We start from the raw sequence: 7,631 nt of genomic DNA, 5'->3' as shown, positions 1-7,631 counted from the left end.
CGTGCACCACCACACCGCCGCCGTCGGCTGCCGTCACCGAGTGGATCGCGGTGCCGCATCTGGACATGTGCGCGATCGGCATCGGGACCTGATGCGGCCCGTCATCGGTGGCGATCCAGAGGTACCACTGCTCCTCGAAGCCGTTGCCGTCCGCTCGGGAGATCGCCACCGCCGCGTCGATGCGGTCGTCGCCGTTCAACTCGCTGAGGACGACCTCGCCGACGGTGAACTCCATCGGCCCGTCCATCGCCGTTCCATCGACCATGTCGAGCATCGTCCGCTCCGACTGGTGACCGCCCAGCATGAAGCTCCACGCGAGGTTGCCGAAGTCGACCTCCTCCAGGCCCGCCGGAGCGATCGTCTCCGGCTCCGGGGACTGCTCCGAGGCCTCGTCACCGGAGCCCTCCGCGGCGCCGCTTCCCGCGGGCGGCGTGTCGTCCGTCATGCCGCAGCCGGTGAGGAACGCGGTGGCGAGGACGAGCGCCCCCAGCGCCGGAAGGAGCGCGGCTGTGCGCCGGAGCGGTGCGATGTCGCCGGTCATGTCACCCAAGCTACGATCCGTCGGTCTCATCGGCGCGGAACGTGACCGAATCGGAATCTCTCCGGCGCTGCCCGGCCCGGGTGGTGCGCGGCATCCGTCACCGGATCAGCGGAGCTCGATCGGCACGTCCGAGCCGCCCTCGCGCGTGAGCCGGGCGCCCATCTGCACGAGCTGCGGCTCGGGGGAGAAGCCTCCCGCGAAGAGCGCCTGCCCCTGGGCGAACGACGCGGCCCGCTCGAGCAGATGCTGAGGAGCGAAGCCGAAGATCTGGGCGAGCTCCGCGAGATCCCGCGTCGAACTCATCTTCATGAGTGCGAGGTTGTCGCACTGCGAGATGACGTTCGGGTGGAGCTTCGAGGGCCGCTGCGTCGACAGCAGCAGCCAGATGCCGTACTTGCGACCCTCGGCGGCGATCTGGATGATGCGCTCCGCGAGCAGGCGCTCGAGCGGCGTCGCGGCGTCGGGGGAGCACAGGTTGTGCGCCTCGTCGATCACCACCAGGCGCCCCACCCGCTCCTCGCGCCGCGCCCACAGGTGGTCGAGCACGGCGAGCGCGGCCGTGCGCATCTCCTCGGCCGATGCGAAGCGGCCCAGGTCGACCACGGTCGCGTCGGGCCGCTCGTCGATCACGTCGGTCACGTCGCGCTCGCCGTAGGCCCAGAGATCCCACTCCGAGATGCCGAGGTTCTCGAGCAGCGTCGCGATGCGATCGCGCGAGGGGTCGCCGTTCTCGCGCAGCCACTCGACGAGGGGGCGGTCGAGATGGTTGAGCAGGTCGGCCTCGACGCGCAGCACCGCGTTGAAGTCGCGCGCATCGCGCACCGGATCCATCTGGAGCACCGCCGCGCGCGACCGCACGTCCAGGTCGACGAATCGTACGCGCAGCCGGTCCCCGTCTCCGTCGCGCGGCGGCGCCGAGTGCAGCACCCGGACGTCGCGCCGCGAGAGTTCCGCGGTCTCGGCGGCGGGCGCGTCGTCGCGCACGCCGCCGAGGTGCACGAAGTCGGAGTTCGGATCGAGCACGACGACGGGGAGCCTGGTGCGCAGCAGGACCTGCTCGAGCAGTACACCCAGGGCGTAGGTCTTGCCGGAACCGCTCTGCCCGCACCAGAAGGTGTGCCGGTTGAGGCGGGGAGCGCGCAGGAGCGCGGCGTCGCCGGTGGCGGCGAGCCGGTCGTCGTCGGCGGCTTCGAGGCGGGTCCCGATGGGCATCTCTGCTGACATGGCCCCATCATACGAGCGGAGGCGCCGCGCGGGGAGCCGCTCGCCCGCCGGGGATGAGGCGCGACGCGGCCTGCCCCGCGGCGCATCTCCCGGCTGCGGTCAGAGGCCGGCGCCGGGGCGACCGACGCCGGCCGCCCCGGCGCCCGTCACGCGCACACCGCTCACGCCCGCGCCGCGACGAAGGCCCGGTAATCGCTCAGGGACAGCGCCGCGTAGGCGTAGCCCCACTCGAGCAGCGCCTCGCCCAGCGCCCGACCGCCGCCCACGTAGCCGCTCGCGACGGCGGCTCGGCGCGCCTGGCAGTGCGCGCGGGCGAGCGTCACCGCGCAGGCCTGCGCGTAGGCGACGAAGGGCTCGTCGTCGATCGCCTCGGCCTCGATCCCGCCCTTCATGTCGTGGAACTGCCGCACGTAGAGGTCGACGTCGTCGCCGCGCACGTAGCCGAGGAAGGGGTCGGAGACCGATTGCAGCATGCGCTGCAGCGCCACCACGCGGCCGCCCTCGCCGTGCTGCGCCACGTGGGCCTGCAGCTCGAGGGGCTGCGCGATCCCGCCGTACTGCTCGAGCACGCTGCGCACGGCCTGCTTCGCCTGCATGACGAGCGCGTGCCCGTCGCCGTCCTGCAGCAGGGCGAGCGAGCACCGGGTGCCGACGCTGCCGACGCCCACCACGCGCCGCGCGATGTCGCTCAGCACGTAGTGGTGCATCAGCTGGCGCACGTCGGCGTTCGCGCTCAGGAGATACCGGCGCAGGTAGCCGCGCGCCTGCTCCTCCACCGCGGGCTCGGCCTTCGTCATCGTGGGCGGCCGCTCGACGAACACGAGCCGGCCGCGCTCATCGGTCTCCGTCAGCCTGCGCGCGGCCCGCTCGCCGGTGCGCTTGCGGGCGTGCTTGATCGCCGTTCGCAGCACCTGCTGCGACGAGGGGTCGAGCTGGCCCATGCCCGCCTCGGGGTCGAAGTGCGCGAAGTACCGGGCGGTGGGGCTCGCCAGCACGCCGGCCCGCAGCGCCCGGGCGTAGGCGCGCACCGCACGCAGCACCGCCTCGCGGATCCGCGCCTCGTCGCGGTCGCCGGCCTGGCCCGCGATCACCACGCTCGCCACGAGCCGTTTGAGATCCCACTCCCAGGGCGCCCAGGCGGCCTCGTCGAAGTCGTTGAGGTCGAAGACGAGCGTGCGCTGCGGGGAGGCGTAGAAGCCGAAGTTGGAGATGTGGGCGTCGCCGCACGACGGCACCGTCACGCCGCTGTGGGGGCCGGCGGCGAGGTCGGCGGCCATGATGGCCGCGGTGCCCCGGTAGAAGGCGAAGGGGCTCAGCGACATGCGCTCCGTCCGCAGCGGGACGAGGTGCTGCAGCCGGGTGCGGTTCTGCTCCGCGAGGATGCCGAGCGGATCACGGTCCGCGGCGACGGGCAGCTCCGCCTGCGAACGGCGGGGGAGCCGGGACCGCAGCCGCCGGCCGGCGGCCAGGCCGTCGGAGGCGCTCTCGGGACGGTGCCAGTCGCCGAACGGATCAGGGGGCGTCGTCGGCGGCGACGACGACGGTGTCGTGAGGGTCATGGGCCTCATTGTCGCACGGGCCCGGGACCCCCGTCGGGCGGGGTCGGGGCGAGGGTGCCGGAGCCTCGGGCCGGTCCCGGTCCCGCCTCTGCCCCGATACACTGATGCACCATGAGGCGAGTCGCGGTCGTCGTGCTGGAGGGTGCGAAACCCCTCGACGTCGGCATCCCGGCGCAGGTGTTCACCACGCGCGCCAGCATGCCGTACTCCGTCGACGTCTGCGGGGTGCGACCCGGGCTCATCGCCGGCGGCGACGGCCTGTCCTACCACGTCGAGCACGGCCTCGACGCGCTCGAAGCGGCCGATCTCGTCTTCGTGCCCGGGTACCGGTTTCCGGATCGCGAACGGCCTCCGGAGGAGCTCACCCGGGCCCTGCTGCGCGCGCACGGGCGCGGGGCCCGACTCGCCGCGATCTCCACCGGCGCGTTCGCCCTGGCCGAGACGGGTCTGCTCGACGGCCGTCGGGCCACCACGCACTGGCACTACGCGCGCAGCCTCGCCGAGCGCTATCCGCGGGTGCAGGTCGACGACCGCGTGCTGTTCGTCGACGAGGGATCCGTGCTCACCTCGGCCGGTGCGGCCTCGGGCATCGATCTCTGCCTGCACATCCTGCGCAAGGAGGCGGGCATGGCCGTGGCGAACCACGCCGCCCGGCGCCTCGTCGCGGCGCCGTACCGCAGCGGCGGTCAGGCGCAGTACGTGCCCCAGAGCGTGCCCGAATCGCACGGGGAGCGCTTCACCCGCACGCGGGACTGGGCGCTGCGGCACCTCGGCGAGCCGCTCACGATCGAGATGCTCGCTGGCCACGCGAGCGTCTCGCCGCGCACCTTCTCCCGCCGGTTCCGCGACGAGACGGGCTACACGCCCATGCAGTGGATCATGCGGGCTCGCGTCGACCGCGCCCGCGAGCTGCTGGAGGAGACGGATCTCGCGATCGAGGAGATCGCCGCCACCGTCGGGCTCGGCACGGCGACCAACCTGCGGCGATACTTCCGGCGGGTGCTCGGCACCACCCCGACCGAGTACCGCCGCACCTTCTCGGAGGGGTGAGCGGCGAGCGCGAGAGGTTGGCAGTATCCATTCGAACTATGGCAATACAGCCACTGGTCGCGGGTGCGGGAGTGCGCCAGTCTGGACTCAGACACCTCTGAACACGCTTCTGAAAGGGAACCTGAATTCATGACCGGTCGTGTAGCAATCAATGGCTTCGGACGAATCGGGCGCGGCGTCCTCCGCGCACTGCTCGCGCAGCAGAGCGACCTCGAGGTCGTGGCGATCAACGATCTCACCGACGGCGCCACTCTCGCGCATCTGCTGGAGTGGGACAGCGTCTACGGGCGCCTCGACCGGGACATCTCCTTCGCCGACGGAGAGTTGCGCGTCGACGACCGTCGCATCAAGGTGTTCGCCTCCGCCGACCCGGCCCAGCTGCCGTGGGGCGAGCTCGGGGTCGACGTCGTGCTCGAGTCGACGGGCCGCTTCACCCAGGCCGAGGGGGCCCGCAAGCACATCGAGGCCGGGGCCCGGCGCGTGCTCATCAGTGCGCCGGCGACCGGCGCGGACCTCACCGTCGTCTACGGCGTCAACGACGAGCTCTACGATCCCGAGAAGGACTTCATCGTCTCGAACGCCTCGTGCACCACGAACGCCTTCGCCCCGCTCGCGGACGTGCTCGACAAGCTCGCCGGCGTGGAGCACGGCTTCATGACCACCGTGCACGCGTACACGCAGGATCAGAACCTCATCGACGGTCCGCACGGTGATCCCCGCCGCGCCCGCGCCGCCGCCCTGAACATCGTGCCCACCACCACCGGGGCCGCGAAGGCGATCGGCCTCGTGCTGCCGCAGCTCGACGGCAAGCTCGAGGGCACGTCGATCCGGGTGCCCGTGCCCGTCGGCTCCATCGTCGAGCTCAACGCGACCGTGTCGCGCGAGGTGACCCTCGACGAGGTGCTCTCCGCCTACCGGAACGCCGCCGCAGAGGGGCCGCTCAAGGGTGTGCTGCAGTACTCCGAGGATCCGCTGGTGTCCTCCGACATCGTCGGCAACCCGTACTCGTCGATCTTCGACTCCGATCTCACCCAGGTCGACGGCCGGTACGTGAAGGTCGTGGCCTGGTACGACAACGAGTGGGGCTTCTCGAACCGCGCGGCGCAGATGCTCGCGAAGCTCGCGGACTGACCTCCGCGCGGAGACTCCGCCCCGCGTCCCGGTTACGCGCGGCGGAGTCTCGCGATCAGCGCGGCGAGCGCGCGCCAGCCGAGCAGGAACGCGCCGAGCGTCACCGCGGCGACGATCACGAACGGCAGTGCGGTGCCCGCGCCCGTGAGCGCGCGGAGCAGCATGCCGACGGCCACGGTGCCGACCCAGAGCGGGATGCCGGAGCGCACGACGGCGAGCGGGCGCCTCCACGCCATGGCCGCGAGCCAGGCGATCGCGAGCCCCGCCAGGAACGGCCAGGCGGTCTCGAAGAGCCCCGCCGCGGTCGCCGCGCGGTCGTGCTCGCTGCGCCCGAGTCCGGCGAACAGGAGTACGAGCAGGGCATCGCAGGCCGCCGCGAGCGCGACGGCCGCCGGACGCGTGGGACGAGGGGTCTCCGGCGCCACGTCAGCGCCCCAGGGACGCCGAGATCGTCTCGCGCACCGCTTCGTGCAGCGCGCCGTTCGTCGCGAGCGAGCTGCCGTTCCAGGCGCTCTCCGAGCCGTCGATGTCGGTGAAGCGGCCGCCCGCCTCGCGCACGATCGGCACGAGCGCGGCGAGATCGTACGCCTTCACGTCGAACTCGGCGACGATGTCGACGAGCCCCTCGGCCAGCAGCATGTACGACCACATGTCGCCGTAGGCGCGGTCGCGCCAGACCGCCCGGGTGAGTGCGATGAGCGGATCGAGGTAGCCCGCCAGATCCCACTGCTCGATGCTCTGGAAGCTGAGGGAGGCGTGCTCGAGCTCGCGCACGCCCGACACCTGCAGGCGGCGCGGCTGCTCCTCGTCGCGCCGGCCCCAGGAGCCGCCGCCGGTCTCGGCCCACCAGCGCGCGCCGAATGCGGGAGCCGAGACCACGCCCACGGTGGGGACGCCGTCCACCTCGAGCGCGATGAGCGTGGCCCAGTTGGGCACGCCGCGCAGGAAGTTGGCGGTGCCGTCGATGGGGTCGATGATCCAGCGGCGCGAGCCGCGATCCTCGCGCCCCGACTCCTCTCCGAAGAAGCCGTCCTCCGGGCGATCTGCAGCGATGCGCGCGCGGATCGCGGCCTCGACCGCCTGGTCCGCGTCGGTGACGAAGGTGCGGTCGGGCTTCGTCTCGATCGCGAGGTCGGCGGAGCGGAAGCGGGGGAGCGAGATGCCGTCGGCCAGCTCCGCGAGTTCGAGCGCGAACGCGAGGTCTGCGGAGGGGGCGGGGAGCTGCTGGGTCATCGGCCTCGGCTTCCTGGATCGGAACTGAACCGGAGGTGAACGGAACCCCCGGGTACGCGAAAGGCCCGACACGTCGTGCCGGGCCTTTCGAGATGCGTGCGCCCTCACGGGCTCGAACCGTGGACCCGCTGATTAAGAGTCAGCTGCTCTACCAACTGAGCTAAAGGCGCCTGCTACTCGCTGAGCAACGAGGAATACTCTAACACGGCTCGGGCCGGCAGCAAAAATCGACCGGTGCTGCTCGGGCGTGGCGCTCGTGCTCCGAGCGGGATCGCCCCGGGCCGATCCGGCCGCTCAGCGCCGCCGGCGCACGAGTAGCGCCGAGGCGACGACCACGGCGAGCAGCGATCCCGCCATCACGGCGAGGCGCGCGGTGTCCGCGTCGGCCGGGTTCGAGAAGCTCAGCTCCGTGACGAGCAGCGACACCGTGAAGCCCACGCCCGCGAGCGCGCCGACCCCGACGAGCTCGCGCCAGCGCACCGCGGGATCGAGCTCGGCCCGGGTGAACCGCGTCAGCAGCCAGGTGGTGAGCGAGATCCCGAGCGGCTTGCCGATCACGAGCCCGGCCATGACGCCGAGCGCGATGGGGTCGAACGGGAAGCGCGACTCCCCGCCCACGGCGACGCCGGCGGCGAAGAAGGCGAACACCGGCACGGCGATGCCGCTCGAGAGGGGGCGGAAGCGGTGCTCGAAGACCTCGGCGAGCTGGGTGCCGCCCCGCCCGGAGACCGGCACGGTGAAGGCCAGCAGCACCCCCGCGATGGTGGCGTGGACGCCCGAGGCATGGACGAGCGCCCACGCGACGACGCCGATCGGGAGCAGGACGAGCCACGGCGCCCAGGCGGAGCGCGCGAGCTGCGGCGCGAAGCGGCGCGCGACCAGTCCGTAGACCG

The 7,631-nt window shown here is 72.4% G+C and carries 8 protein-coding genes and 1 tRNA gene; 2 read left to right on the top strand and 7 right to left on the bottom strand.

The genetic code is table 11. From position 1 onward, the window contains the following. The 3 genes from ACWKZU_RS09465 to ACWKZU_RS09455 form a co-directional block, all read right to left on the bottom strand. Nucleotides 1-541: hypothetical protein (locus tag ACWKZU_RS09465; protein WP_449282076.1), on the bottom strand; the 541-nt coding region annotated here is incomplete at its 3' end. Between the two features lie 105 nt (nucleotides 542-646). Beyond that, the gene (locus ACWKZU_RS09460; protein WP_449282075.1) at nucleotides 647-1,765 is read right to left on the bottom strand and encodes an ATP-binding protein; all 1,119 of its coding nucleotides are present in this window, start codon (nucleotides 1,763-1,765) and stop codon (nucleotides 647-649) included. A 161-nt stretch (nucleotides 1,766-1,926) separates the two neighbouring features. Then, nucleotides 1,927-3,324, bottom strand: a complete 1,398-nt coding sequence (locus ACWKZU_RS09455; protein ID WP_449282074.1) for a DUF2252 domain-containing protein — start codon at nucleotides 3,322-3,324, stop codon at nucleotides 1,927-1,929. A gap of 111 nt (nucleotides 3,325-3,435) precedes the next feature. On the opposite strand from ACWKZU_RS09455, the gene ACWKZU_RS09450 reads away from it, so the two are divergent. Both ACWKZU_RS09450 and gap read left to right on the top strand, forming a co-directional pair. Further along, nucleotides 3,436-4,374: a GlxA family transcriptional regulator gene (locus ACWKZU_RS09450; RefSeq protein WP_449282073.1), complete on the top strand. Its 939-nt coding sequence runs from the start codon at nucleotides 3,436-3,438 to the stop codon at nucleotides 4,372-4,374. Nucleotides 4,375-4,503: 129 nt separating this feature from the next. Beyond that, on the top strand, nucleotides 4,504-5,505 hold the full coding sequence (gene gap / locus ACWKZU_RS09445) for a type I glyceraldehyde-3-phosphate dehydrogenase (RefSeq protein WP_449282072.1): 1,002 nt from the start codon (nucleotides 4,504-4,506) through the stop codon (nucleotides 5,503-5,505). A gap of 32 nt (nucleotides 5,506-5,537) precedes the next feature. On the opposite strand, the gene ACWKZU_RS09440 is transcribed toward gap, so the two are convergent. The 4 genes from ACWKZU_RS09440 to ACWKZU_RS09425 all read right to left on the bottom strand — a co-directional run. Further along, nucleotides 5,538-5,930 carry a DUF3054 domain-containing protein gene (locus ACWKZU_RS09440; RefSeq protein ID WP_449282071.1) on the bottom strand — a complete coding sequence of 131 codons (393 nt, stop codon included), beginning with the start codon at nucleotides 5,928-5,930 and terminating at the stop codon, nucleotides 5,538-5,540. A 1-nt stretch (nucleotide 5,931) separates the two neighbouring features. Continuing rightward, a complete protein-coding gene (locus ACWKZU_RS09435; protein ID WP_449282070.1) occupies nucleotides 5,932-6,738 on the bottom strand; it encodes an inositol monophosphatase family protein in 807 nt (268 codons plus the stop codon). A gap of 97 nt (nucleotides 6,739-6,835) precedes the next feature. Further along, nucleotides 6,836-6,908 (bottom strand) — tRNA-Lys (locus ACWKZU_RS09430). A gap of 124 nt (nucleotides 6,909-7,032) precedes the next feature. Next, a partial coding sequence (locus tag ACWKZU_RS09425) for a Na+/H+ antiporter NhaA (RefSeq protein WP_449282069.1) occupies nucleotides 7,033-7,631 on the bottom strand: 599 nt, incomplete at its 5' end.

It is taken from the genome of Leucobacter sp., from assembly GCF_053528595.1.
This window is presented reverse-complemented; position numbering and strand designations above follow the sequence as displayed.